The 22,067-nt window shown below is 67.7% G+C and carries 22 protein-coding genes and 1 pseudogene; 10 read left to right on the plus strand and 13 right to left on the minus strand.

Annotated elements, in window-relative coordinates; translation table 11 throughout:
- The first annotated feature begins 30 nt into the window (after positions 1-30).
- Positions 31-876 (plus strand): NAD(P)H-binding protein, encoded by an 846-nt coding sequence (locus NE2_RS28905; protein ID WP_063031193.1) that lies wholly within the window; start codon positions 31-33, stop codon positions 874-876.
- Between the two features lie 35 nt (positions 877-911).
- On the opposite strand, the gene NE2_RS28910 is transcribed toward NE2_RS28905, so the two are convergent.
- Complete coding sequence (locus NE2_RS28910) at positions 912-1,856, minus strand: LysR family transcriptional regulator (RefSeq protein WP_063031195.1); 945 nt, start codon at positions 1,854-1,856, stop codon at positions 912-914.
- A 71-nt stretch (positions 1,857-1,927) separates the two neighbouring features.
- Between NE2_RS28910 and NE2_RS28915 the strand changes: the two genes are divergently transcribed.
- Positions 1,928-2,329, plus strand: coding sequence for a nuclear transport factor 2 family protein (locus NE2_RS28915; RefSeq protein WP_063031197.1), 402 nt, complete (start codon positions 1,928-1,930; stop codon positions 2,327-2,329).
- Positions 2,330-2,386: 57 nt separating this feature from the next.
- Here the strand turns inward: NE2_RS28915 and NE2_RS37335 are convergent, their stop codons facing one another.
- From NE2_RS37335 to NE2_RS28930, 4 genes and pseudogenes are all read right to left on the minus strand, one after another.
- Positions 2,387-2,686, minus strand: coding sequence for a cyclase family protein (locus NE2_RS37335; protein WP_233429905.1), 300 nt, complete (start codon positions 2,684-2,686; stop codon positions 2,387-2,389).
- A gap of 28 nt (positions 2,687-2,714) precedes the next feature.
- Positions 2,715-3,095 (minus strand): annotated as a pseudogene (locus tag NE2_RS37340) (cyclase family protein); the annotation flags it as partial.
- Positions 3,096-3,198: 103 nt separating this feature from the next.
- Positions 3,199-4,416: a cytochrome P450 family protein gene (locus NE2_RS28925; protein ID WP_063031198.1), complete on the minus strand. Its 1,218-nt coding sequence runs from the start codon at positions 4,414-4,416 to the stop codon at positions 3,199-3,201.
- Between the two features lie 10 nt (positions 4,417-4,426).
- Positions 4,427-5,635: a cytochrome P450 family protein gene (locus tag NE2_RS28930; protein WP_063031200.1), complete on the minus strand. Its 1,209-nt coding sequence runs from the start codon at positions 5,633-5,635 to the stop codon at positions 4,427-4,429.
- A gap of 387 nt (positions 5,636-6,022) precedes the next feature.
- Between NE2_RS28930 and NE2_RS28935 the strand changes: the two genes are divergently transcribed.
- Entirely contained in the window at positions 6,023-6,535 is a 513-nt protein-coding gene (locus NE2_RS28935; RefSeq protein ID WP_063031202.1) for a mycothiol transferase, read from the plus strand.
- On the opposite strand, the gene NE2_RS34570 is transcribed toward NE2_RS28935, so the two are convergent.
- Entirely contained in the window at positions 6,532-9,120 is a 2,589-nt protein-coding gene (locus NE2_RS34570) for a cytochrome P450 (RefSeq protein WP_233429906.1), read from the minus strand. The genes NE2_RS28935 and NE2_RS34570 overlap by 4 nt on opposite strands.
- An 89-nt stretch (positions 9,121-9,209) precedes the next feature.
- Here NE2_RS34570 and NE2_RS28945 point away from each other — a divergent pair, with 89 nt between their 5' ends.
- Both NE2_RS28945 and NE2_RS28950 read left to right on the plus strand, forming a co-directional pair.
- Positions 9,210-10,487, plus strand: coding sequence for a glycosyltransferase (locus tag NE2_RS28945; protein WP_063031204.1), 1,278 nt, complete (start codon positions 9,210-9,212; stop codon positions 10,485-10,487).
- Between the two features lie 2 nt (positions 10,488-10,489).
- Complete coding sequence (locus tag NE2_RS28950) at positions 10,490-11,242, plus strand: ABC transporter permease (RefSeq protein ID WP_063031206.1); 753 nt, start codon at positions 10,490-10,492, stop codon at positions 11,240-11,242.
- A gap of 81 nt (positions 11,243-11,323) precedes the next feature.
- On the opposite strand, the gene NE2_RS28955 is transcribed toward NE2_RS28950, so the two are convergent.
- Positions 11,324-11,878 carry a GNAT family N-acetyltransferase gene (locus NE2_RS28955; protein ID WP_063031208.1) on the minus strand — a complete coding sequence of 185 codons (555 nt, stop codon included), beginning with the start codon at positions 11,876-11,878 and terminating at the stop codon, positions 11,324-11,326.
- A gap of 125 nt (positions 11,879-12,003) precedes the next feature.
- Complete coding sequence (locus NE2_RS28960; protein WP_063031210.1) at positions 12,004-12,687, minus strand: hypothetical protein; 684 nt, start codon at positions 12,685-12,687, stop codon at positions 12,004-12,006.
- A 239-nt stretch (positions 12,688-12,926) separates the two neighbouring features.
- Here NE2_RS28960 and NE2_RS28965 point away from each other — a divergent pair, with 239 nt between their 5' ends.
- From NE2_RS28965 to NE2_RS28980, 4 genes are all read left to right on the plus strand, one after another.
- Complete coding sequence (locus tag NE2_RS28965; RefSeq protein WP_106958563.1) at positions 12,927-13,631, plus strand: response regulator transcription factor; 705 nt, start codon at positions 12,927-12,929, stop codon at positions 13,629-13,631.
- Positions 13,609-15,201, plus strand: a complete 1,593-nt coding sequence (locus tag NE2_RS28970; protein WP_063031214.1) for a sensor histidine kinase — start codon at positions 13,609-13,611, stop codon at positions 15,199-15,201. The genes NE2_RS28965 and NE2_RS28970 overlap by 23 nt, the downstream gene beginning before the upstream one ends.
- A gap of 10 nt (positions 15,202-15,211) precedes the next feature.
- Positions 15,212-17,224 carry a mannosyltransferase YkcB-related protein gene (locus NE2_RS28975; RefSeq protein ID WP_063909510.1) on the plus strand — a complete coding sequence of 671 codons (2,013 nt, stop codon included), beginning with the start codon at positions 15,212-15,214 and terminating at the stop codon, positions 17,222-17,224.
- 166 nt (positions 17,225-17,390) lie between these two features.
- Positions 17,391-17,696 (plus strand): helix-turn-helix domain-containing protein, encoded by a 306-nt coding sequence (locus NE2_RS28980; protein WP_063031216.1) that lies wholly within the window; start codon positions 17,391-17,393, stop codon positions 17,694-17,696.
- A 151-nt stretch (positions 17,697-17,847) separates the two neighbouring features.
- Here NE2_RS28980 and NE2_RS28985 read toward each other — a convergent pair whose 3' ends face one another.
- Positions 17,848-18,453 (minus strand): ESX secretion-associated protein EspG, encoded by a 606-nt coding sequence (locus NE2_RS28985; RefSeq protein WP_063031218.1) that lies wholly within the window; start codon positions 18,451-18,453, stop codon positions 17,848-17,850.
- 415 nt (positions 18,454-18,868) lie between these two features.
- On the opposite strand from NE2_RS28985, the gene NE2_RS28990 reads away from it, so the two are divergent.
- Positions 18,869-19,876, plus strand: a complete 1,008-nt coding sequence (locus tag NE2_RS28990; protein ID WP_167356795.1) for an Rpn family recombination-promoting nuclease/putative transposase — start codon at positions 18,869-18,871, stop codon at positions 19,874-19,876.
- A gap of 147 nt (positions 19,877-20,023) precedes the next feature.
- Here the strand turns inward: NE2_RS28990 and NE2_RS28995 are convergent, their stop codons facing one another.
- From NE2_RS28995 to NE2_RS29010, 4 genes are all read right to left on the minus strand, one after another.
- Positions 20,024-20,680, minus strand: a complete 657-nt coding sequence (locus tag NE2_RS28995; RefSeq protein WP_063031222.1) for a uracil-DNA glycosylase family protein — start codon at positions 20,678-20,680, stop codon at positions 20,024-20,026.
- A gap of 266 nt (positions 20,681-20,946) precedes the next feature.
- The gene (locus tag NE2_RS29000) at positions 20,947-21,159 is read right to left on the minus strand and encodes a DUF6199 family natural product biosynthesis protein (protein ID WP_063031224.1); all 213 of its coding nucleotides are present in this window, start codon (positions 21,157-21,159) and stop codon (positions 20,947-20,949) included.
- 4 nt (positions 21,160-21,163) lie between these two features.
- Positions 21,164-21,625 (minus strand): DUF4254 domain-containing protein, encoded by a 462-nt coding sequence (locus NE2_RS29005; RefSeq protein WP_063031226.1) that lies wholly within the window; start codon positions 21,623-21,625, stop codon positions 21,164-21,166.
- 115 nt (positions 21,626-21,740) lie between these two features.
- The gene (locus tag NE2_RS29010) at positions 21,741-22,001 is read right to left on the minus strand and encodes a hypothetical protein (protein ID WP_233429907.1); all 261 of its coding nucleotides are present in this window, start codon (positions 21,999-22,001) and stop codon (positions 21,741-21,743) included.
- Positions 22,002-22,067 lie beyond the last annotated feature (66 nt).

Genomic DNA, 22,067 nt, shown 5'->3' on the forward strand with positions numbered 1-22,067 from the left:
TTGATAGGCGGCTAACGATTAGGGGTAGAAATGATACTGGTGACCGGCGCGACCGGACATATCGGCCGAGAGCTCGTGGCGCGGCTCGACAGCGCGGGTGCGGCGATGCGCCTGTTCGTACGCGATCCGGCTCGCGCCGCCGACCTCCCGGCCTCCGCCGAACGTGTGGCCGGCGACCTGGCGGATCCGGCGGCGTTGCGCGCGGCGTGCGAGGGGATCGACTCGCTGTTCCTGCTCGTTCCGGGGCTGGCGGTGGAGCCCGCGCGGCATGCGGTGGCGGCGGCGCGGCGAGCGGGGGTGCGACATCTGGTGCTGGTGTCGTCGTACAACGTGCTGGGCGATCCGATGCCGGCCATGGGACGCTGGCACCACGAACGCGAGGAAATCGTCGGTGGTTCGGGCATTTCCGCGACGATCCTGCGTCCCGGCGGATTCATGACCAATGCCCTCGAGTGGGCGCCGGATATCCGCGCCGGCCGGCCCGTGTTCGATCCGACCGGCCCCGGCCGTTATGCGCCGATCGACCCCGCCGATATCGCGGCGGTGGCGGCGATCGCGCTCACCGAGCCGGGGCACGACACCACCTACTGTCTCACCGGCGAGCAGACTTTCACCATCGGCGAGCAGGTCGAGGTGCTGGCCCGCGCGATCGGCCGGCCGATCCCGGTCCATACCGCCACGACGGCCGAGGAGGCCGTCCGGTCCCGCTATCCCCAGGGCGCGCCCCCCGCGCTCGCGGCAGCGATTCTGGAGGGATTCACGGTGATGCGCGCCGACACCGTCGGCCTGCGGACCGATACGGTGCGGCGGCTGCTCGGCCGCGCACCGCGCTCCTTCGCCGAATGGTGCGAGCGTCACCGCGACCAATTCCGCTGATACGCAGATATTTTCGTCGCGACGGCCCGCGAGCGCTATGACTGCGAGTTCGTTCGCGACCCGGCGGCGATCGGGCGCAGCCGTCCCCGCATCTCATTCGTGAGGACCGCCGCGGCATCGCGCAACGCCTCGATGAACGCCCGCGTCGCCGCCGAGGTCGCGGCGTTGCGCGCCGAGTTGTGGACGACGCGGGTGGGGCGCACCGCCGCCGGGTGGTCGATCCGGAGCAACGCGATATTCGCGGGTACCACCGGCACCGCGATACCGGGCACGACGGTGATGCCCGAACCCGCCGCGACCAGGCCCCATTTCGCGACCCAATCCCGCGCGACGAAGGCGATATCGGGTTCGTGCCGCGAATCGCGCCACGCGCCGAGCAGGGTGCTGCCGTGCTCGGCGCTGCCCGCGATCCAGCGCTCGCCGCGAAATTCCGCCGGCGCCGCACTGATCCGCCCGGCCAGCCGGTGGCTCGGCGCGACCGCGACCAGCAGCGGATCGTCGAGTAGCAATTCCCCCTCCACATCGTCGGGAAGCGGGCCGGTTTCGGTGACGACGGCCAGGTCCAGCCGGCCGCGCGCTATCGCGGTGAGCAGCCGAGGACTGGTGCCCTCTCGCAGCGGCACCCGCGCCGACGTCGCCGCCACCGCTCTCGGCACCAGTGCCGCCATCGCGGTCGAGAACGCGCCGACACGCACGGTCGCGGGCGGGCCCGCGGTCAGGCGATCCAGTTGCTCGCGGGTGCTGTCGAGTTCGGCCAGGACCGTTTCCGCCTGCCGGACCACGATCTGCCCGGCCGCGGTCGGCGCGGCGCCGCGCGCGTGCCGCTCGAACAGGGGATGTCCCGCCGCCTGCTCCATCAGCGAAATCTGCCGGGAGACCGCGGATTGGGTGTAGCCCAGCCGGTCCGCCGCGCCCGAGAACGAGCCGCAGCGGGCGGCTTCGCGGACGACACGCAAGCCGAGAACGGTGAACTCACCCATGCGAGATACTGATACCAGAGATGCGAGATCGTCGCTTGTCGCATAGGTCGGCCGTGTTTAGCGTCGGCTGAGTGAGTGTGAACGAGAACAGAGCGCTGCTGCAGAACATCTTCGAGCGGATGGCCGCCGGCGAGACCCGGGCGCTGAGCGATGCGATGGCCCCGGGGTTTCGCTGGACCTTTCCCGGGCACTGGTCGTGGTCGGGCAGTTGGGAACCGAAAACAACTGCGGTACAGGGTCTTCTGCGTCCCCTGATGGCGCAGTTCACCGATTACCGAATCAGCGCCGACGCCGTTCACGCCGACGGTGATCGCGTGGTCGTGCAGGCCCACAGTGCGGCCACGACGATCCGCGGCGAGGCCTACGACCAGTACTACTGCTTCGTATTCCGGGTCGAAGCCGGGCAGTTGCTCGAGGTGACCGAATACTGTGACACCGCATTGGTGGAGCGAGTTCTCGAACCGCTGCGGTGAGTACGGGACATCCGCCGAGAAGCCGAAAGACTCGGGGCCGCGAGCACCATCGGCTGTTCAGGATCCGATCAACGCGTATATCGACGCCGGTGATCCCGACCCGCCCTCGGTGACGAATCCGCCCACGACGACGGTGAAGTCCCGATCCGGCAGTTCCCCCAGGTGGGCGAGGATTTCGAGGCTGAGGCGGTGTTCGCGGTACAACAGCTTCGATACCTGATAGCTGTCGTCGGTGCCGATATCGGGGCTGAAGGCGTCGGTGCCGAGGGCGCCGCGCCGGCCGAGTACGCCGTGGTCGAGCAGCCAATGCACCGCCGCCACCGAAAAAACCGGGGTGATGCATGCGGCCCTGCGCATCGACCGACGCGAATTCGGCGGTACCCCAGTATCTTTCCCAGCCGGTGCGCAGGAGGACAGCGGCCTCGGCGGGGAAGGGGCCGTGCCGTTGCTGCCATTCGAGCAGATCGTCGACCGTCACCGCGTAATCGCGATCGCCTTCGGCCCGCGCGCTGATATCGATCCGGACGCCGGGCAGGACGAAATCCTCGGGGTCGAGCCGATCGGCCGTCGCCGCACCGGCGGTGAAGTGGGCCGGTGCGCCCCAATGGGTTCCGGTGTGTTCGCCGACGGTAACCGCTTGCAGGTGGAAGCCGTGGTCGTCGAGTGTGGCGACGGTGTCGATCCGCGGCGCGGGATCGCCGGGGAACACCGATACGACCGCGGCGGACAGTGGATGCGACAGGTTCCGCACGCCCGAATACGTCATCGGTTCGCCTCCCGGTGTGGCACTGCCCTGTCCTACGCCGCCCGCACGAGATCCCACAGTAGGCGGTTCCGCGCCGACAAGCGCCGACGCGGAACCGGCCGAACTATCGCAGGTATACCGGAACCGAGATGTGCCCGTTGGAGATGAAACTGCCCAGCGGCTTCAGTTCGGACGGATCGACCGCGAGCCGCAGATCCGGGAAGCGTTCGAAGAGCGCCGGCAGCGCGATCGAGGCCTCCATCCGGGCCAGGGGAGCACCCAGGCAGTGGTGCGCACCGTGGCCGAAGGCGAGGTGCTCCTTGTTCGCCCGATGGACGTCGAACTCGGCGGTCGTCTCGCCGTGCACCTTCGGATCGCGGCACGCCGCACCGTAGGAGGCGAGAATCGCCTCACCCTTCGGAATCCGGATCTCGCCGACCTCGATGTCCTCGACGGCATAGCGCAGCGGCAGATGCGCGACCGGCGCCTGGTAGCGCAGCGTCTCCTCCACCAGCTCCGCCCACGGCACCCCGCCCTCGACCACATCGGCGCGCTGCTCCGGGTGAGTGAGCAGTGCCACGATGGCCTGATCGATCAGGTTGAGCGTGGTCTCGTGACCGGCGTTGATCACCAGCATCAGGGTGTCGACGAGTTCGGTCTCCGAGAGCTGGGCGCCGTCCTCGTTGCGGGTCGCGATCAGCACACTGGTGATGTCGTCGCCCGGGTTCTCCCGGCGGAACGCCACCAATTCACCGATCAGCCGGCCCATTTCGATGAAGTTCGCCTGCGCCTGCTCCGGTGTGAACGAGGTGTCGAAGAAGCCGTCGACACAGGCGTGGATGGCCGAGTCCAGATGATCGGGCACCCCCAGCAGTTCGCTGATCACTCGGATCGGCACCGGATAGGCGTAGTTCGGGCGCAGGTCCACGACCTCCCCGGGCGCGGTCGCGCTCAACCGCTCGAGCAGATCCGCCACGATCGCCTCGATCCGCGGGCGCATCGCGGTGGTGCGGCGGTGCGTGAACGCCGGCGCGACCAGTTTGCGCAGTCGCCGATGCTCGGTGCCGTAGGCGGTGAACATGTTCTGCGCCGCCACCCACGGTTGCAGCGGCCACGACTCGTTGATGTCACCGTTGATATAGGCCGACCAGTGCCGGCGGGGATCCTTGGACACGCGCGGATCCGACAGCAGATTCTTCAAAACGACCGCATCGGTCACCGACCACGCCGGCACCCCGCCCGGCAACTCCACCAGCGCCACGGGACCACGTTCCCGGATGCGCTCGTTCTCGGCGTGGATATCGGCGCCGGTCAGATCGAGCACCAGTGGTTCCTGCTTCATCGGAAGCTCCTTACAGCAAATTCAACGGAGGAGATGCGGGGAAGGTGACCGGTAGCGCTGCCATCGCACGGTGGAACGGGCCGGGGCGCCAGGTGATTTCGCTCGGCTCGATGGCCAGGCGCATCTCCGGCAGCGCGTCGAGCAGCTGGTCGATCGCGTCCTGCACCACCAGGTAGGCCACCGAACGGGCCGGGCAGGCGTGCGGTCCGGCGCTCCAGGCCAGATGCGAGCGGTTGCCGGTGCGGTCGCCGCCGGCGATGACCGGATCGTTGTTGCACGCGGACAGGCTGATGACCACCGGCTGATGCGCGGGCAGCCAGGCGTTGTCGATCAGGATGGGCTGGCGCGGATAGCTGATCGAGAAGTTCGCCATCGGCGGATCCTTGAACAACACCTCGTCCAGCGCGTCGCGGGTGGAGAGGCTGCCGCCGAGCATGCCGCCGCCGAACCGGTCGTCGGTGATCATCAGCAGCAGGGTGTTGGCGATCAGGTTCTGCTGGGGCTCGATGCCGGCGCCGTAGAAGCTGATCAGGTTGTAGAGCATCTCCTCGTCGCTGAGGTTGGCCGGGTGGTGGGCCAGCCGCGAGGTGACGTCGTCGCCGGGTTCGGCGCGACGCAGGTGGATCAGCTCCATCAGCGCCTGGCTCAGATGTTCCATACCCCAGGCCGCGTTCACGGTGTCGAACAGCGCCGCCATACCGGTGGCCACTCGCTGACCCAGCTCGGCCGAACATCCCACCATGCGATTCAGCGATTCGAAGACCAGCGGGAAGGCATACTGCGACACCAGATCCGCCGATCCTGCCTCACAGAAGCTGTTGATCAGCGGGATCGCGATCTTCTCCACCGTGCTGTGCAGCGCGTGCAGGTCGATGCCGTCGACGGCCGCCGTATAGGCCTGCCGGTAGCGCAGGTGGACGTTGCCCGCGTTGCGCAGCGCGTTCGGATACCACTGCATCATCGGCCGCACCGGGCAGTCCTCGGGAATCGTGTCCTGCCACGCCCGCGGGTCGGCGGGGAAGTGCTCGGGATCGTTGAGGATCCGCAACGCGGTGTGGTAGCCGATCACCAGCGTGGCCGGGACGCCGGGGGACAGCTCGATCGGGACCAGCGAACCGTAGCGCCGGCGCATCTCCCGATACGTGCCGTGTGGATCGGCGGCGAATTCCGGTGTGTCCAGCAGGATCCGGGGGCCGTCGGTGTCGACCGGGGAGCCCATGTGCTGGACCGGGCAGGTGGCGGGACCGCCCGCGCCGGGCAGTGCGGACAGTGCAGAACGTGGTGTGGTCAAAAGATGTGACTCCAGAGAATGAACTGTCGAGCGCGACGAAGAATTCCGCTGTCGGTATGGTCCTACCTGTCGGTATGGTCCTACAGCGTCACCCCACATCTGTTGTAGGACAAGAGGCTTGGTTAGCCGCCCGGCCGGACATCCGTAACCGGACTGTCGACCAGGGTAGCAGGAACGTGCCGAACTCTCTGTCCGTCTTCCACTCTCGGTTCGCCGGGGCGGACCGGGCCGGTGAACCACGGTGAAACACCTTGTGAGCGGGCATATTCACACCGGTTCCTCCGAACTGTCGGTGCGATGTGCTTGCATACCAGCATGACGAGCACCGATCTGCTGGTAGACGCCTTCGGGCGGATCAAGGAGAACGTGCACGGCGCGGTCGCCGGGCTCACCCAGGAGGAACTGGCCGCGCGGCTGGATCCGGGGGCCAATTCCATCGCCTGGCTGATCTGGCATCTGACCCGCGTGCAGGACGACCATGTCGCCGACGTGGCCGGCGCCGAACAGGTGTGGACGGCGGCCGGCTGGGCTCGCCGCTTCGATCTGCCCTTCGACGAGTCCGCGACCGGATACGGCGATGGTCCGGACGCGGTGGCGGCCCTCGACGGGGTCCCGGCCGAGTCGCTGCTGGGCTATCACGACGCCGTCCACGACCGCACCGTCGAGTACGTCCGCACCCTCACCGACGCCGACCTGCCGCGGATCGTCGACACCCGCTGGGATCCGCCGGTGACCCTCGGCGTGCGGCTGATCAGCGTGGTCGACGACGATATCCAGCATTCCGGGCAGGCGGCGTTCATCCGCGGGGTGCTGCTGCGCCGTCGCTAACGCCGGTGCAGGGTCACCGGAATCGCGGAGGGTGAGAGGACGAAGTCGCGGTTCGAGGCCCGCACGATGTAGGCCGGATCCGGCTCGGGTCGCCACCGGGCCAGCAGCGCCGCCGAGGCGAGCGTGATCTCCAGCAGCGCGAAATGATCGCCCAGGCAGCGCCGGCGACCGACGCCGAAGGACAGGTTCGCCTGCTTGTCGATCTCGCCGGTGCGGTCCGGCGACCAGCGGTCGGGATCGAAGGCCTCGGGATTCGGGAAGTGGCGCGGGTCGTGCTGGACCAGATACGGGCTGAACATGATGGCGGTGCCGTCGGGAATGGTGAGTCCACCGACGGTCACCGGCCCCGACGCGTTACCGGCGCTGATCCACGGCCCCCAGAACCGAAGAGTTTCCGAGACAACCTGTTTCAGGTAGGTGAGCTCGGCGATATGCTCCGCACGCACCGGGCCGGCGCCCACCACTTCGTCGAGCTCGGCTCGTATCCGCTCGGCGATATCGGGGCGCCGCATCACCTCGTGCCACAGCCAGCCGGTGAGCGAGGCCATCGACCCGACCCCACCGGCCAGCATCAGGATGGCCTCGTCGATGATGTGCTCGTCCGACAGTCGCGCGCCGGTCTCGGGATCGGTATGGCGGATCAACGCCGACACCACGTCGTTGAAATCCTCGTCGCGGCGGCGGTACTCGGCGATCGCGGCGCCGATCGCGGCACGCAGATGGTGTGCCTTGCGCTGCCAGCGTCGATTCGCGATCACCCGGAGGCGGCGGATCTGCGGCGGCAGCGCGGTGCGCAGAATGACCTGGCTCAGCAGCCACGGCACGTTGTCGCGAATCCGGCGGCGGGCCGTCTCGCTGAATTCGGCGGTGAACAGCGTCGAGGACACCGTGTCGAGGATCAGTCCGTGCGCCTCGTCCATCAGGTCGACCCGGCCACCGGCGGGCAGTGCGGCCGACCAGGTATCGGCCAATCCGGCCGCGGTGACCGTATATTCGGCGAGCCGGCTCTGCCGTAGCGCGGGCGCGATCATGCGCCGGCGCAGTTTGTGTTCGGCGCCGCGCAGCACGTTCACCGAACCGCCCGCCACATCGGCGATCGCTTCCCGCAGGTCGTCGCGATTCAGTTCCGCGTCGCCGAGGCCGACCTCGCGCACCAGCTCCGGAGTGGTGAGCACATAGCCGGTCTTGCGGCCGAACCGGATGCGCACGATCGGGCCGAGGTCGGCGAGCGAGGTCACGAAACCCGGTGCGTCGCGCAGCGCGCGCAGGCTGTGGCCGATCAACGGCAGGGCGCCGGGCGCGGTGGGGACATCGGAGAGTCGTCGCGGCACCGGCGGCTGCGCGGCGGGCTCGGTATCGGCCCGTGCCTGCCGGTAGACCTCGACGATCGCGTCGATGCGGCCGGACTGTCGCACCGAATCCCGATACCCGGCCATCTCGGCACGCATCGCGAGCAGCTCGGCGCGATCTGTCGCCAGCCGGGCGATCACATCCGCCAGGGCCGCGGGAGAGGCGTCGTCGGCGCGCAGACCGCCGCCCGCCGGGATGGATTCGGCCAGGTCCGGATCGCAGTACAGCACGGGCAGCCCGGTGGCGATCGCCTCCAGAAGCACCATGCCTTGGGTGTCGAAACCCCACGACGGAAACAGCAGGGCGTCCGCGGCGGCCATGGCGTCGAGGCATTGCTCCTGAGAAACCCTGCCGTGCAGCGTGATTCGGTCCGCGAGGCCGTGTTCGGCGACAACCGCGGCGGCGCGATCGAACAGTTCACCCTCGCCGTACACGTCGAGGGTGCAGTCCGGGACGCGGCGCACCGCGTCGATCGATTCGAGCAGTCGCTTCTCCGCGGAGAGCCGGCCGCACCAGATCAACCGCAGCGGGCCGTCGGCGTCGCGCTCGACCGCGCACCGGATGTCGACGAGTGCGTCGTCGACGCCGTTGGACACGACCCGGATCGGCCGGGTGAGGCCGTGGTCGAGCAGCAGGTCGGCGAAATGGCGGGTCGGTGCGATGACCCGGTCGGCGGCCTGCCCCTGACCCACGATGGTGTGCCACGCATGGCGGGCGGCCCGGCTCTGCGCGCCACGCGGCATCCGTGCGGGGTGGTTGACGAAGCGGCCGTGCAGGATTCGCAGCGCCAGCGCGGAGAGGTAGGGCGCCGGTGCGGTGTGCTCGATGAAGGCGTCGTCGCGGCTCTGCGCGGTGTGCACGAGCGGAATCCGGTGCCGCCGTGCGGCTTTCATTCCCGAGATCGCGACCCCGTAGGTGGTGTGGGTGTGGACCAGATCGACCGGGCCGCGAGCGGCGAAGGCGGCATCGATCAGTGCGGCGTTGCGTGCGGTGGGCAGCACCATCGGGAAGCCGTTCACCACCGCGCCGGCCAGCGGAGCCAGTTCGATCACCCCGTCGTCGGCTTCCGTAGCCGGCGACGGGGTGCCCGACAGCGGCGCCACGAACAGTGTCACCCGGTGCCCGGCGCGTTCGAGGCCGCGGCGCAGTGCCGCCACCGCGGTCTGCACCCCGCCCAGCGTCGCCGGGTGATAGTCCATGAACATGGCGATGTGCACGCCCGGCACGTTACCCACGCGCCCGGTTGTTCGATATCCCATAGTGTCCCCATCGGGTTTCTCGGCCGAAAGTGTTGCGCTCTCGGGAAAAGGGGAGATAACTCGACATGAGAATCGCCATTCCGCTGACCGGCACTCGCGGCGACGTGCAACCGGTGCTGGCCCTGGGGCTGGAATTGCGGCGCCGCGGCCACGACGTGGTGCTGGGCGCGCCGCCGAATCTGGTCGATTTCGCCACCGCGGCCGGGCTCGCCGCGCGCGCCTGCGGGCCGGATGTGCAGCAGCTCTACAGCTCGGAGGCAGGGCAGCGCGCCCTCGCCGCGGGCAATACGCTGCGGCTGATGCAGCTGGTCGCCCGGCAGATGGCCGACTATGCCGATCGGATGAACCGCGAGGTGGTCGAGGTGTGCGCGGGCGCCGACCTGATCGTGGCCAGCACTGTCACCGAGGACCGCGCGTGCTCGGTCGCCGAGGCGATGGATGTGCCGCTGGTGAGCCTGCACTACTACCCGGCCCGGGCGAACGGGGCCTATCCGTTTCCGGGTGCGCTGCCGGCGAGTTGGGCGCCGCCCGCTCCGGTGAATCGCGTGACGTGGGCGGTGGCGGAGAACCTGCGGCGCATCGTGTTCATGCGCTATCTGAACGATCTGCGCGGCATGCTCGGGCTGCCGAAATCGCGGGCGAGTATCGCGGCGGTGCTGGCACGGCGGCGGGTCCCCGAGGTGCAGATCTACGATCCGGCGCTGGTGCCCGGGCTGCCGGCGCAGTGGGACGGCCGGCGCCCGTTCACCGGCTTCCTGACGCTGGATCAGCAGACCCGGCACGCGGTGGGCGAACTCGGCGACGACCACACCGACATCCTGTCCTGGGTGCGGGCAGGGGAGGCGCCGGTGTTCTTCGGATTCGGCAGTATGCCGATCAGCGATCCCGCCGCCGTCCTGGCCATGGTCGGTGAGGTGTCGCGGCGACTCGGGGTGCGAGCATTGGTGAGTGCGGGCTGGAGTGGTATGGAAACCGCTCGTACCCAGGGTGATTCGAGGGTGAAAGTGGTCGGCCCGTTCGCCTACGACCTCGTGTTCCCGCACTGCGCGGCCGCGGTGCATCACGGCGGGATAGGCACGTTGTTCGAAAGTCTGCGGGCCGGTCTGCCGACGCTGGTGTGTTCGGTGTCGTTCGAACAGCCGATGTGGGGCGGGCAGGTGGATCGGCTCGGGCTCGGCGCACACCTGCGTTTCACCGAACTCACCACCGAACGACTCGTTCGCGGCGTGACCACGCTGCTGGAACCCGAACGTCGCGCCCGCGCAAGGCAATTCGCGGCTACCCTGCGCACCGAGGGCGCCGCCGCCCATGCCGCCGATATCGTCGAGGCGGCAGCCCGGTGAGGATGATCGCCGCGGATTCGGCGGTGATGTTCCGCCGGTGCGCCCGGCATACCCTCCGCAGTCCGGACACGCTGATCATCTCGCTGCTCATGCCGATCCTGGTGATGCTGCTGTTCACCTACGTCTTCGGCGGCGCGATCGACGTCGGTGGTTCCTACCTCGACTACGTCGTGCCCGGAATCATGTTGTTGTGCACGGGATTCGGTGCGTCGATCACCGCGACCGCGGTCTCGGCGGATATGAGCCGGGGCAGTATCGACCGATTCCGGACGCTGCCGATGTTCCGGCAGGCGATCCTGGCCGGACACGTCGGTGAGGGGGTGGCGCGCAATCTTGCCGCCATCGCGATCGCGGTGACCGTGGCGGTCCTACTCGGCTATCGTCCGCGGGCGGACGTACTCGGCTGGCTGGGGGCGCTGGCCATGATCGTGCTGTTCGTGGTGGCGATCTGCTGGGTCGCGGTCGCGCTCGGGCTGGTGGCGAAGAATCCCGAGGCGGCCGGCGGGATGACCTACGCGATCATGTTCATCCCCTACATCAGCAGCGCGTTCGTGCAGACCTCCACTATGCCCGCCTGGCTGCGCGGCTTCGCCGCCTACCAGCCCGCCACTCCGGTGGTGGATACCGTGCGCGGTCTACTGAATTCGAGCGGAACCGGCGGAAGCGCGGCACTGGCCCTGGTCTGGTGTGCGGGGCTCGGGGTGCTCGGTTTCGGCGCGGCGAGCGCGGTGTTCGACCGGCTCTCCCGGCGATAGCGGACCACGGCGTCTCACCGCCGCGGCGGCGCGGTCTGCGGCGGGGACGGATCGGATAGCGTGCGGCGGCTCTCGCGCGGCTCAGTGCGTGCTGCGATTGTCGCCCGCGAGACGGCCTCGCCTGATCAACGCCCGTTTGGCGCCCGGCGCGATCGGCGGCAGCGGTGGTTCCGAATCCGATTCCGGCTCAGCGGTATTGGGCCGGACGAACAAGGTGACCGAGGCGGCCGGACTGAATCCACTGCGGGTCATCAGGGTGGCCGAGGCGGTATTGCTCTGCTCCACGTCGGTCACGATGCGGCGTGCTCCCCGCGCGAACAACGCCTCCGAACAGATGTCCACCAGTCGCCGCGCCAGCCCGCGCCCCTGCATATCCGGCGCCACCGCGACCCACTCCAGATATCCCCAGTCGTCCCGCAATTCGAATTCCATGGACCCCAGCACGAATCCCACCACCCGATCCGAATCCAATGCCACCCAGCAGGCGTTGTCCGCCGAATCCAAATGTTCGGCCACCGACGTCAACGACCACGAGGTGTAGGGCTTGACGCTGGTGTCGAACACTTCGTGACCCAGATCCAGCACCTGCCGCAAATGCCCCAGCCCCATGGGCACGATCACCGCATCGCCATCCATCCGCCCAGTTTGCCAGAGGTGTGCCGACCGTCGGACGTTGTGGATTCCGCCGGTGGGGCGCGTCGCGTCGCGCACGCGTGACGCGCCCCGAGTCGGCGGACATGGACCCGCCGACGTTCCTGCGATCAGCCGTTGGGCTGATTCGGAGCGCCGTCCATCGGCGGCGCCATCCCGGGTCCGCCGCCCTGTCCGGGAGCCGCGCCTCCCGGTCCGGGACCGTTCTGCCCCGGATCGCCGCCCTGCGCCATCCCGCCGAAGCGGCCGGACCGTCCGGTGCGGCCACCCATCTGCCCGGATTCGGTGCCGCTCGTGATCGCGGTCGCGGTGGCGCTCCCGTTCGCCTCCGTGCCCTGAATGCGCACGGTGTCACCGACTTTCACCTCCGAATGCTGGGTGCTGCCGGAAATCGTGTAGGTCTGGGTGAAGTTGTCGGCGCTCTTGGCGGTGATCGAGGTGTCCGATACCGCGGTCACCGTGCCCGTCTGGGTGATCTCGGTGGTGTAGCCGCCGTTGCCGTCGCTGATCACGAACTGGCCGTGCAGGCTCTGGCCGGTCATGCCCATACCGCCCGGGCTCGCGGTGTTGTGCCCGCCGCCCCAGCTGGTCCCGGGCCCGCCCGGACCACCGTGGGCGCTGCCGCCGGAATGTGTGGCCGCGTAGACGACGCCGCCCCCGGCCGCCGCGATCACCGCGGCGATGCCAACCGCGGCCAGCGACTTCTTCGTCGACCAGGTGGCGGCCGGCCGGGTCTGCGGCGCGCCCCAGGTGTGTTCCGGCTCGGCCGGAGGCTGTGGGGTGGGCTCGGTCATCGCGTACTCCTTGTCGTCGAATGCGATCGCGGGGCGTCGATGCCGCGATCGCGTTGCTCGGTCAACCCTGCGATGCGAAGCTGGGTCTGCGCTGTGGACTCGTTCGGTACCCGCTGTGGTGAGCGCGCCGCGACCGCCGCACTCACAGCCGACCCCCAGATACGGCACAGCGGACACCTAGCCGCCGTTCCCAGACTGGGGTCATGACCACCACGAACACCCCGGCCGAGCGCGTCGTGATGCGCCGCGCGGACGGCAGCCCCGTGACCGTCCTCGTCGTCGACGACGAACCGGTGCTCGCGGAAATGGTGTCGATGGCGTTGCGCTACGAAGGCTGGCAGGTCGTCACCGCCGCCGACGGCCGCACCGCGGTCACCGCGGCCCGCGAGAACCGCCCCGACGTGGTGGTTCTCGACGTGATGCTGCCGGATATGACCGGGCTCGAGGTGCTCGCGAAGCTGCGCCGCGATCTGCCGTATCTGCCGGTGCTGCTGCTGACCGCGAAGGATTCGGTCGAAGATCGCATCGCCGGGCTCACCGCCGGCGGCGACGACTACGTCACCAAACCGTTCAGCATCGAGGAGGTGGTCCTGCGCCTGCGCGCACTGCTGCGCCGCACCGGCATCACCACCGTCGACAACGACGCTCAGATCGTGGTGGGCGATCTGATGCTCGACGAGGACAGCCACGAGGTGACGCGCGCGGGCGAGCCGATCACGCTGACCTCCACGGAGTTCGAACTGCTGCGCTATTTCATGCGCAATCCCCGTCGCGTGCTGAGCAAAGCGCAGATTCTGGACCGGGTCTGGAGCTACGACTTCGGCGGCCGCTCCAATATCGTCGAGCTCTATGTCTCCTATCTGCGCAAGAAGATCGACAGTGGTCGCGAACCGATGATCCACACCCTGCGCGGCGCCGGATATGTCCTCAAACCCGCCGCCTGAGGCCCCGGCGAGCGAGCCGCGGTCTCGCCGTTGGTGGTCGGCGCGCGGTTGGTCGCTGCGCGCGCGACTGCTGGTCGGACAGTTGCTGTTGCTGGTGGTCGTGGTCGTAGGTATCGGCGCCGCAACGGAATTCGCACTGCAGCAGTTTCTCGTGCATCAGCTCGACACCGAGTTGGTCGATGTGCAGAAGCGTTCCCTCGGCGAGGCCGGCGGTGGGCCGAGTCTCGGGCCGCCACCCGGCGATCCGGACCACGGCTATCGGCCGCCGCCGAACCACGGCGGTCCCGGGCCGGATTTCCTGGACCGGCGCGGCATTCAAGCCGATACCGTCGGCGCCAGTATCGACGGCACCGACATCACCGCCGCCAAGATCGATGCCGACGGGACCCAGACCAGCTTGTCCGCGGCCGCCCGGCAGCAGTTGGCCCGGGTGGCGTCGGACGGCGATCCGGTGACCGTCGACCTCGACGGGCAGGGCTCCTATCGCGTGGTCGCGAATTCGACCTGGCTGGGCGCCACCGTGGTCACCGGTATGCCGTTGACCACGGTCCACGCCACGTTGATGCGGGTCCTGCTGATCCTGGTGGTGGTCACCGCGGTGGTGCTCGTCGTCGCGATCACCGTGGGCATCTGGGTGATCCGCCGCGCGCTGGCACCGCTGGACCGAGTGGCCGCCACGGCCTCCCGGGTGGCCGATCTGCAGCTCGATCGCGGCGAAGTGGCTTTGCCGGTGCGGGTTCCGGCCGAGGACGCCGATCCGCGTACCGAGGTCGGACAGCTCGGTTCCGCGGTCAACCGCATGCTCGATCACATCGACAGCGCGCTGTCGGCCCGCCATGCCAGTGAGACGCGGGTGCGGCAGTTCCTCGCCGACGCCAGTCACGAACTGCGCACCCCGCTGGCCGCGATTCGCGGCTATGCCGAACTGGCCCAACGGAAACGGGCCGAGGTGCCCGGCGACGTCGCCAACGCGATGAACCGAGTGGATTCGGAATCGCGACGGATGACGGCGCTGGTCGAGGACATGCTGTTGCTGGCCCGGCTCGATTCCGGGCGCGGTCTCGAACACGAGCCGGTGGACCTGACCCGGTTGACCGTCGACGCCGTCAGCGACGCCCACATCGCGGGCCCGGACCACCGGTGGAATCTGGATCTGCCCGGCGAACCGGTCGTCGTCACCGGTGATGCGGCGCGACTGCACCAGGTGCTGGCCAACCTGCTCGCCAACGCGCGGGTGCATACGGGCCCCGGCACCACCGTCACGGTCTCGCTGGAACACGACGGCGCCGGCGGCGCGATCTGGCGGGTCGCCGACAACGGTCCCGGTATTCCCGCCGCACTTCAGCCGGAAGTGTTCGAACGCTTCGCGCGCGGCGATTCCTCGCGCTCGCGGCGGGCCGGGAGCAGCGGTCTGGGGCTGGCGATCGTCGCGGCGGTGGTGAAATCGCACGGCGGCGCGATCAGCCTCGACAGTGCACCGGGACATACCGTTTTCACCGTCCGGCTGCCGGAGGAGACCTCACAGCGGGCACACAGCGAAGCCCAAGGCAGCAACCACCTCGGTCGATGACGATCGACATATGACGACGACTGTGCTGGAAACGCCCCCGGCCGCGGTGACCGAACCGCCGCCGACGCGGACCGCGAGCCCGTGGTGGCGGCAGCTGTCGCTGGTGGCGCTGCTGGCGGCCACCGCGCTGCTGTACGTGTGGGACCTGGGTGCCGGCGGCTGGGCCAACGAGTTCTACGCCGCCGCCGTGCAGGCCGGATCGCAGAGCTGGAAGGCGATGCTGTTCGGATCCAGCGACGCCGCCAACGCGATCACCGTGGACAAGACGCCCGGCGCGCTGTGGGTCATGGATATGTCCGCGCGGATCTTCGGCTTCAACTCGTGGAGTCTGCTGGTGCCGCAGGCGCTCGAGGGCGTCGCCGCCGTCGCCGTGCTGTACGCCGCGGTGCGCCGGGTCGCCGGGCACTGGCCGGGAGTTCTCGCCGGTGCCGTTCTGGCGCTCACACCGGCCGCGGCGCTGATGTTCCGCTTCGACAATCCGGATGCCCTGCTCGTGCTGTTGCTGACCGCCGCCGCCTACTGCGTGCTGCGATCCGTCGAAAAGGGCAGCGCCGCGTGGTGGCTGCCGCTGGCCGGGGTGGCCGTCGGATTCGGATTCCTGGCGAAGATGATGCAGGCGTTCATCGTGCTGCCGGTTTTCGCGGTGGTGTATCTGCTTGCGGCCCAAGTTACTCGGAAAACGAGGATTATCCGCGCGGTGGCGGCTGTGCTCGCGATGGTGGTGTCCGCGGGCTGGTATCTGGCCGTGGTCGCGCTCTGGCCGGCCTCGTCGCGGCCCTTCATCGGCGGCTCACAGCACAACAGCGTGCTCGAATTGGCGTTGGGCTACAACGGTTTCGGGCGGCTCACCGGTGAGGAGGTGGGCGGTCTGGGCAATATGAACTACGACGTCGGCTGGGCGCGGCTGTTCGGCTCCGAGATGGGTGGTCAGATCTCCTGGCTGATCCCGGCGGCGCTGATCCTCGGTGTGGCCGGTCTCTGGCTCACCCGTCGCGCGCCTCGCACCGATCCGGCGCGGGCAGCGCTGATGCTGTGGCTGGGCTGGCTGGTGCTCACCGGCGGGATCTTCAGCTTCGCGAGCGGCATCCTGCACCCCTACTACACGGTGGCGCTGGCTCCGGCCGTTGCGGGCAGTGTGGCGATCGGCGCCTGGCAACTGTGGTTGCGGCGCAACGACCTTCGGGCGACAGCCGTGCTATCGGGAACGCTGGTGGTGACCACCGTCCTGGCCTGCATCCTGCTGGCGCGCACCGGTGAGTGGAATCCGTGGCTTCGCCCCGTCATCGCGGTGGTCGGTGTGGGTGCGGCGGCGCTGCTGCTGGTCGTCTCCCGGTTGCCGCGGGCACTCGGTGCGGCGGTGGTGGCCGTCGCGCTGGCCGCCGGACTGGCAGGACCGACCGCCTACGCGGTGGCGACCGCGTCGACTCCGCACACCGGGGCGATCCCGTCCGCCGGGCCGTCCAGCGGGCGCTTCGGTGGGATGCCGCCGGGTGGTGCGCCCGGCGGCCAGGCCGGAAATGCCTCCGGCGGTGGGCAAACCGGCACCGGCAGCCAATCCGGCACGGGGAACAGCCAATTCGGTGCGGCGCCCGGTGGGCAATCCACGACCAGCGGTGCGACTGCGCATGCCGGTGGACCGATGGGCGGGCTCCTGGGCGGTATCACCGTCGGCTCGAATCTGTCTGCGGCACTGAGTGACAACGCCGGCGCCTATACCTGGGTAGCGGCCGCGGTCGGCTCCAACAGCGCCGCCGCCTACCAACTGGCGACCGGCGACCCGGTCATGGCCGTCGGCGGATTCAACGGCACCGACCCGTCCCCGACCCTGGCGCAGTTCCAGCAGTACGTGGCCCAGCACAAGATCCACTACTTCGTCGGCGGCGCCGGCATGGGCGGCATGCGCGGCGCCTCCAGCGGCGGCAGCCAGGCCGCCTCCGAGATCGCCGCCTGGGTAGCCGCCAACTTCACCGCCCGGACGATCGACGGAGTAACGGTCTACGACCTGACCGCACCCGCCGAGTAGGGATCGGACCCCGTATGGGCGGGAGTAGGGGTTTACCTGCCGGTATATCGGTGCAGGAATATTCCTGCACCGATATACATGCATCTATGTGGCGGATCGAGTCTCGCGAGGTGGCGCGCGCACGGCGTGCGCTGGAGCGCTACCGCGACAGCAAGGAGAGAGACCGATGAAGAATGTGAACTATCGGGACCTGGTCAACGACCGTCTCGAGGAGATGACTCCCGATCAGCGCGTCGAATACGACGCGGCTTACGAACGTGCCGGTCTAGCGCTGCGCTTGGCAGAACTGTTCTACGAGGCGCGTGCTGCGGCAGGTTTGACGCAGACGGAACTCGCGCGCCGGATGGGCACCACTCAACCGACCATCGCTCGGATCGAAGGTGGCGGCCGCATGCCCACTCTGGACATGCTCGAACGGCTGGCCATCGCTGTCGGCCAGCGCCTCGACATCTCGCTCGGGCCTGCGGCGTAACAGTCCACCCACCCGTCAGTCGAAGAATTCGGAGACGGTGGCGGCTGTCAGCAGTCGTTCGGTCCACGTCTCGACGTCGACTGTGTCACCACCGCGCACGCGGTCGATGACCGAGCCGTCTCGACAATCGCCCAGCAGAAGCGGTGCATCCTCATCGTCCGACGGCCGCTTGCCCGATGACCTTCGCTGATGCGGGCGTTATGACGGTGTCGTTGTCGTCGACGTCTTCGAGGTATCGGCCCGACGCTCGGCTGGTGTCGCTGACGTCGAGCCAGGTGACGAATACCTGTGGGTAGGGGAGGGAGTCGTGGAGATGTCGGTCGATCCGCAGGTAGCCTTGGGCGCTGCGTTCCAGACGCAACAGCATTCGTATTCGTTCCTCGGGTGGGCGTTTGCCGGCGTCGTCGCGAAGCCACGAACTCGGCGGTTCGTCGCCGCGGACCCGCGGGGTGTATCCAACCATCGGGCCTGCCGTGCCGGCACCGACGGTCGGCATGGTTGCAGCGATATGTCGGCCCAGCTGGTGTCTACTCGTGACGACAAGTTTGATGTCACCACCGAAATCGGCTGTCGGTCCCGGCTTTTGGAACACGACTACCCCGAGATCTCCGACCGCTGCGGCTTGGGATCGGACACGGCGATGAGAGTTGTGAAACCAGCCGTTGCAGACGATGCGCAGGTCGGGGTTGGCGAGGATGCGTAGCGGCCCGGTGAGGTCGGGATCGGCGCCGCGCGGGTAGCGAGAACTGATCTCCATTCGCCGAATCTCGTATTCGACTGCTGTAGCCGAGCTTTCGATGATATTGATGGATGCGGATAGTCACCGTCCAGACCGGTCTCCGATGCCCAGACATGAGAGAACTCGTCGGGGGTGAATTCCCAGGAAGTCTGTGTAATCACCGTTGCGGCCCTGCGTTGGGTTCGGCGTCCATGATCGGGCCGGTTCCGGAGAGGTCGATGTATTCGAGCTCGGTTTCCTTTGCGGGATTCTCGTGCGCGCCGGAAGCGGCGTACCTGCTGCTGACAGACGAATGAGTGGAAGTCAACAGTCTTGTTGCGCTGCAGGATGATTCGTCGATCCGGGTATGTCGACGCGCGGCGCTCGACCTGGCCTGAGGGCGCATCCTATGTCGCTTCGCGGCTTGGACAGTTATAGCGGAATGATTACGAATGTGTCGGTGCTCACCGCTACGGTGGTGCCCGTGCCTGCCGATCCCAGCAACTACCACGACGCCTTCTTCCGTGAGGTGATGTCGACTCCCGCAAACGCCGTTTCCGAGCTGCGCACGGTCTTGCCGGAGGCGGTGACGGCGTGCGTGGATTGGGGGTGTCTGGAACTGCAGTCGACCAGTTTCGTTACCAGCGAGTTGCGACCCCGCTACGGTGACCTGCTTTTCCGCACTCGCGTGAGGGATCGCCCCGCCTATATCTATGTACTGATCGAGCATCAGAGCCGCCCCGACCCGCTGATGGCTCTGCGGCTCCTTGAATACATGATCCAGGTGTGGAACCACCACATCGGCCACAACCCGGCCACCGGTACCTTGCCCGCAGTCATCCCCCTGGTCGTGTACCAGAGCCCGAGCGGACGGCGGTGGACAGCACCCCTGGATATCGCCGAACTCATCGATCTCGACGATGCCACCCGCGCGGCAGTCGGACCGTACATTCCTCGGATGCGCTACGCCTTGGACAACATCACCCGCATTGACCTGGGTGTCCTGGCGAAACGTGAGCTCACCTCTCACGCTCGAACCACACTCGCGCTGATGAAAACGGCCCCTGGAAACCCTGACCTCACGCCGGTACTGAAAATGCTGCGAGATGACTTCAGAGCGATGCTCGCAGGCCCCAACGGTGTGCGTGACTTGCGCCTGGCCTTCACTTACATTATGAGGGTGGGCGAGACCGACCCCGCTGAGATAGAAGAGTTTGCCGACGAGCTCGGCCCCGACGCCAAGGAGGCATTCATGACTACCGCCGAACGCCTCACTGCCCAAGCCGAAGCGCGAGGAGAAGCGCGAGGGCGCGTAGTAGCCCTACTTCAACTGCTCACGATGAAGTTTGGGCCACTTCCTCAACGCGTTGTCGACACGGTGGAGGCGGGGACTCTTGAACAATTGGAGTCCTGGACGGCCGGCATCCTCACCGCCGAACATATCGACCAGCTGATCTCGTGAGCACCGCCGCATCGGCTGGCAGGGTGTGGATGCGATGGCAGGCAAGCCCGCGAAGAAGTCCGCGCGGCTGCTCGGGAACTCCGGCGATCTATTCGCGGCCGATGAAGCCCTGAACTATATGGGACATCTTCGAAAGATCACCTCGCGTCATCCCTTCCCGATCGTCTTGCCGACCCTGAGCATCTCGTCGAATAGCTGACGCCGCCATACCTTCTGCTGTTCGGTTGTGCCGGCATAACCACGGGGCCCGGTGCTGCGGTGCCAGAAGTGTTTCAGGCTGCGCGCTGTTTTGGGATAGGACTGGCGGAAGAAATCCCATCCGCGCTCAGGACCATGACCGAACACGAAGACGGCCCGTAGATGGGGGAGTCGCGCGATAACCTGGATGAGGAGGTCCGCGCCTTCGCGCAGATAGGGATCGCGAACGCTTGCGTTCAGCTCACCCAGCCCCCTCTTGTACCAGGGATACATATTCCAGCCGACGTAATCCGCCCGAGCGATCGCCGCGTGATCGAGTGCTTCCGCGATCCGCTCAGCCGCCGGATCGCCGTTCTCGACCGAAAGCATGCCCGAGCCACCGGGCACGTCGAGCCTTGTCTGCTCTCCGGGGGACAGGGTCAGCAAGAGCAATCGCGCCGCAGATCCGCCGAACTCCGGGGAGATATGAGGGACGAACATGTCCGGCTTCCGAGCACGCAGCCGGTCGACGTACTCGTTGAGCTCTCGAATGTGCGGTTCGTAGACGCGCGCTCGGTAGTCATCGCGATACCCATTGATCCGCATCTGCTGGTACACCCGAGCCATCGCCCCTCCAAGTCAGCCACGTTGCGCTCGAATGTGGACGATGCCATAGCAGGCCGACACCATCGAGGAGTTTCGGCTGAAGGAGGTCGACCGGGCTGTATGTGGGCGGCTGGCCTCACACTCCCGCGCCCGTACCGTCGCAAAGGAACTTGTCAGGCTGTTCGAACAACTTCCGTAGCTCCGGCAGATGCGGCCGGGCCGGGATAGTTCCGGCGGCAACCGGCTGCTCCGCCAACGCGTCACTTCGATCAGCGTTCGCGTGAGCTCTATAGCAGCGTCAGCGCCACGACGATCACGACGACGCCGACGAAAAGCAGCCCGCCGGCGTTGCTCAGATATCCGGTCTCGCTGGGCTTGTTCGCCTCGGGGTTGTCGTACTTCCACCCTTCGGTCTTCCGCCAAATCTCCTCGGGGTAAAGCAAACTCGCGAAGCCGAACAGGACGACGCCAACGCCCGCGATGATCATGAACCACTTCATGCGCTCAGGCTATGGGGTGGGCGCCGGCGGCGTCCATCGGATACGTGAGGGCTGGGACGTTGCGGAGACCGGCGCTGATTTCGAACGCCAGATCCGTGTAGCCGACGGCGAGTTCGGCGAGACGTTGCCAGAGGAAGTGGCGGTCCGGTTCGGGCACAGCACTTTTCAGTGCCGTGTGCGCGTCGCCGCGGTATTGGGCGATGCGGTCGATGACCATGCCGACCGACTCGGTGTGGAGGTAGGACGCACTGCGGGCCTGGGGGAGATGTGTGGTTACCCAGCGGTCGATCGAGCGGACGAGTTCGGCTCGGGAGCGCTCCACGTCGCTGGTGTCCGCGGGTAATGCGGTACGGCGCGCGGAGTGGAGCTCTGCCAGTGCGCGGGCGGCGTGAAGCACGGGATGGTTCAACCGAACCGTTCCGTTGCATGCCTCCAGCAGTTCGTCTATCGGTGGCAGTTTGACCATCACCGGGGAGCCTCCAGTTGTGGATCGAGTCGGTCGGACGGAGAGTCGGGTGCTGCGCCGTGAAGGGCCCCTGAGACCCGAAATAGGCTGGTAACGAGGTGAATCATTCGTCGTCTCAGCTGTCTTCGATAAGCAATAGGTAGGCCGCTTCGAGATGGACGATGCATTCGTCCGGACAGTGGGCCCCGTGGATCGTTCGTAGTTCGCGGGCGCGCGCGGGGTTCAAGCCGAGCAGATGGACCTGGCACATGAACTCGGCGAGCTTGCCGTCGGCGTGGACGAATGCCCTCTGCCCCATCGGGTCGGAAGGATTCACGGCGTCTCGCTCGGTGGCGGTCCCGTGGTCGAGAGACGGTTTAAGGCGCGGCACAGGCAATCGGGCAGCATAAGGGTTCCTTCGGAGGGCGGTCGCTCAGGTTCGCCGAGCAGGTCTCACATCGGA

This window comes from Nocardia elegans NBRC 108235 (genome assembly GCF_001612845.1).
Classification (GTDB): Bacteria; Actinomycetota; Actinomycetes; order Mycobacteriales; family Mycobacteriaceae; genus Nocardia; species Nocardia nova.

Bases quoted from the DNA above. Each gene is read 5' to 3' on its own strand.
- NE2_RS28930 (WP_063031200.1), bottom strand. From the start codon at position 5,635: ATGGGCTCCCCGGTCGACACCGACGGCCCCCGGATCCTGCTGGACACA.
- NE2_RS28910 (WP_063031195.1), bottom strand. From the start codon at position 1,856: ATGGGTGAGTTCACCGTTCTCGGCTTGCGTGTCGTCCGCGAAGCCGCC.
- NE2_RS28905 (WP_063031193.1), top strand. From the start codon at position 31: ATGATACTGGTGACCGGCGCGACCGGACATATCGGCCGAGAGCTCGTG.
- NE2_RS37335 (WP_233429905.1), bottom strand. From the start codon at position 2,686: ATGCGCAGGGCCGCATGCATCACCCCGGTTTTTTCGGTGGCGGCGGTG.
- NE2_RS28965 (WP_106958563.1), top strand. From the start codon at position 12,927: ATGCGCCGCGCGGACGGCAGCCCCGTGACCGTCCTCGTCGTCGACGAC.
- NE2_RS28945 (WP_063031204.1), top strand. From the start codon at position 9,210: ATGAGAATCGCCATTCCGCTGACCGGCACTCGCGGCGACGTGCAACCG.
- NE2_RS28960 (WP_063031210.1), bottom strand. From the start codon at position 12,687: ATGACCGAGCCCACCCCACAGCCTCCGGCCGAGCCGGAACACACCTGG.
- NE2_RS28925 (WP_063031198.1), bottom strand. From the start codon at position 4,416: ATGAAGCAGGAACCACTGGTGCTCGATCTGACCGGCGCCGATATCCAC.
- NE2_RS28955 (WP_063031208.1), bottom strand. From the start codon at position 11,878: ATGGATGGCGATGCGGTGATCGTGCCCATGGGGCTGGGGCATTTGCGG.
- NE2_RS28975 (WP_063909510.1), top strand. From the start codon at position 15,212: ATGACGACGACTGTGCTGGAAACGCCCCCGGCCGCGGTGACCGAACCG.
- NE2_RS29005 (WP_063031226.1), bottom strand. From the start codon at position 21,625: ATGGTCAAACTGCCACCGATAGACGAACTGCTGGAGGCATGCAACGGA.
- NE2_RS28980 (WP_063031216.1), top strand. From the start codon at position 17,391: ATGAAGAATGTGAACTATCGGGACCTGGTCAACGACCGTCTCGAGGAG.
- NE2_RS28970 (WP_063031214.1), top strand. From the start codon at position 13,609: ATGTCCTCAAACCCGCCGCCTGAGGCCCCGGCGAGCGAGCCGCGGTCT.
- NE2_RS28985 (WP_063031218.1), bottom strand. From the start codon at position 18,453: ATGGAGATCAGTTCTCGCTACCCGCGCGGCGCCGATCCCGACCTCACC.
- NE2_RS28935 (WP_063031202.1), top strand. From the start codon at position 6,023: ATGACGAGCACCGATCTGCTGGTAGACGCCTTCGGGCGGATCAAGGAG.
- NE2_RS28950 (WP_063031206.1), top strand. From the start codon at position 10,490: ATGATCGCCGCGGATTCGGCGGTGATGTTCCGCCGGTGCGCCCGGCAT.
- NE2_RS28995 (WP_063031222.1), bottom strand. From the start codon at position 20,680: ATGGCTCGGGTGTACCAGCAGATGCGGATCAATGGGTATCGCGATGAC.
- NE2_RS29000 (WP_063031224.1), bottom strand. From the start codon at position 21,159: ATGAAGTGGTTCATGATCATCGCGGGCGTTGGCGTCGTCCTGTTCGGC.